We start from the raw sequence: 2,222 nt of genomic DNA on the forward strand, positions 1-2,222 counted from the left end.
ACCTGTACCATTAATATTATTAGTGCCAATTAGTCTGAGGTTTTCCACATTGTTGGGTAAGGTGCGAGTAATTGCGCTTTGTAGGGTGTCAGTAATAATTACCTGTCCAATTGCTTCGTCGGGATTGATGGTAGCATTAACCGGATTGGAGAGGGTGACGGTGAAGACTTGATCAGGTTCATTAAGGTTATCATTGAGGATGGGAATGCTAATAGTAGCGGTGGCAGTATTAGGTGCAATGGTGATAGTTCCAGTTTTGCTAGTGTAATCTACATTAGCGGTAGCGTTAATGGGTGCAGTAGTATAATTGACGGTAATTGGTTGTGAATTGGGATTATCAACCGTGACGGTGAGGATGGCATTATTATCTTTACCTTCCACTACGGTGATGTCGTTGATGGAGAGTTGGGGAAAGTCGTCATTGGTAATTGTCCCCGTCACTGGGGTTGATGTACCTATTGTATAACCAGTCCCTGAAGCGAGAGTTAAGACGACCGTTTCATCACTTTCTACTATTGTGTCAGCAGTGGGGTCAACTGTTACAGTCGCAGTGGATGAACCAGCAGCAAAGGTGACACTGGTGGGGATAGAAGTGTAATCGGTTCCATTGGTTGCTGTCCCTTCAACTGTATAGTTGACAGTTAAAGCATCAGTGGTTACTCCACTACGGGTGAAGGTATAAACCAGATTTGTTGTCCCGTCTTCAGTAACACTACTAGGAGAAACCGCAAGAGTCACACTGGTATCGTCATTGAGAATTGTTCCCTGTCCCTGATTATCGGCTAAGGTGACGTTACGACCATTGGTTTGTAAATTACTCAGATTAACGAAGAAAGTCTCGTTACTTTCGACTTTAGTATCGCCATTAACAGCTACAGTAATCGTCTTAGAAGTCTCACCAGCATTGAAGATTAAGGGAGTAGCAGCAATCGCCGTATAATCGTTATCTGTTGTCGTAGCGGTTCCATCGGCTGTGGCGTAATTAACCGTTACTGCTGTATCAACTGCATTAGAAAGAGTGACGGTAAATACTGCATTGGTTGTCCCGCTATTTCCTTCGGTAATTGTGACATCAGTAATCGCAATCGATGCGCTGTCATCATTATTAATCGTTCCCTGACCTTGATTATCTGCTAAGGTGACGTTACTGCCATTGGCTTGTAAATTGCTGAGATTGAGGAAAAATGTCTCATTGAGTTCAACTTGGTTATCGCCATTGACTGGAACTGTAATCGTTTTAGAAGTTTCTCCCGGATTGAAGGTTAAGGTGGTGGGAGGAATAGCAGTGTAATCGGTTCCGGCGGTGGCTGTACCGTTAGCGGTGGCATAATCGACGCTAACAACCGTACTGGCGGCACTAGAAAGGCTCACGGTAAAGACTGCATTGGTTGTCCCGCTATTGCCTTCGGTAACGGTAACATCGTTGATGGAAAGAGAAATTGCGGGTTGAGAAACATCGGTAATGGTGACGGTAGCGGTGGGGTCGGCATTGAGGAGGACTGAGACGTTGCTGCTGTAAAGGTTCGCCACAGCCAAATCGGATTTACCGTCGCTGTTGAAGTCTCCTACCGTCAGGGAAAGGGGACGATTCCCCACGGAAAAGTTGGTGGCGGTGCCAAAACTGCCCGTGCCGGTTGCTAATAGTACCGAGACGTTAGACCTCTTGCATAAATCCGAAAACAAACGATAGAAACAATAATGGGAGGGACTTTCAGTTAATTATTTATTAGTAGTTGATAATCTTCAAAAATGTTGCTGTACAAGGATCGACTTAAGACTTTTGCAAGAGGTCTATTGTACTTGCTGTGGTGGGGGGGATAGTAGGCTAACTCAATGTTCAGTTGCGACTGCTGGGCAAAGGCTACCATCCGGTTCATAAACTGAGTACGACGAGAATGGTTCTCCGGCCCATTGTCTTGGTTAATCACCAATTTGTGAATGTGGCTAAAGCGGTCTTTTACCATCGCCCACCACTGCTCCAGCAAGTCCACAATACAATCTGCGGTCAGTTTAGAGCTGACAAAGAACAAGTACAGTTCATTGTATTCCTGGACTTCCCCGTTGACAAAAAGCCATAACCTGTGCTGTAGAAGGGATTAAGAGAATTTCCGCCGCCCCGTTACTGGGTACAAATCAGGGAAACTCCCAATAAATCTAACGCTTTTTGTTGCAGTTTAGTCGGTCGAGTTATCTTAGAAAAACGATAACTTCCCTCCCTAATC

The 2,222-nt window shown here is 45.0% G+C and carries 2 pseudogenes; both read right to left on the reverse strand.

The window, feature by feature from the left end:
- Positions 1-1,659 (reverse strand): annotated as a pseudogene (locus O9323_RS00150) (beta strand repeat-containing protein); the annotation flags it as partial.
- A 134-nt stretch (positions 1,660-1,793) separates the two neighbouring features.
- Positions 1,794-2,054 (reverse strand): annotated as a pseudogene (locus O9323_RS00155) (ISAzo13-like element transposase-related protein); the annotation flags it as partial.
- Positions 2,055-2,222: the final 168 nt, after the last annotated feature.

It is taken from the genome of Microcystis sp. LE19-131.1A, assembly GCF_027532015.1.
In the GTDB taxonomy this organism is placed as follows: Bacteria; Cyanobacteriota; Cyanobacteriia; order Cyanobacteriales; family Microcystaceae; genus Microcystis; species Microcystis ichthyoblabe_A.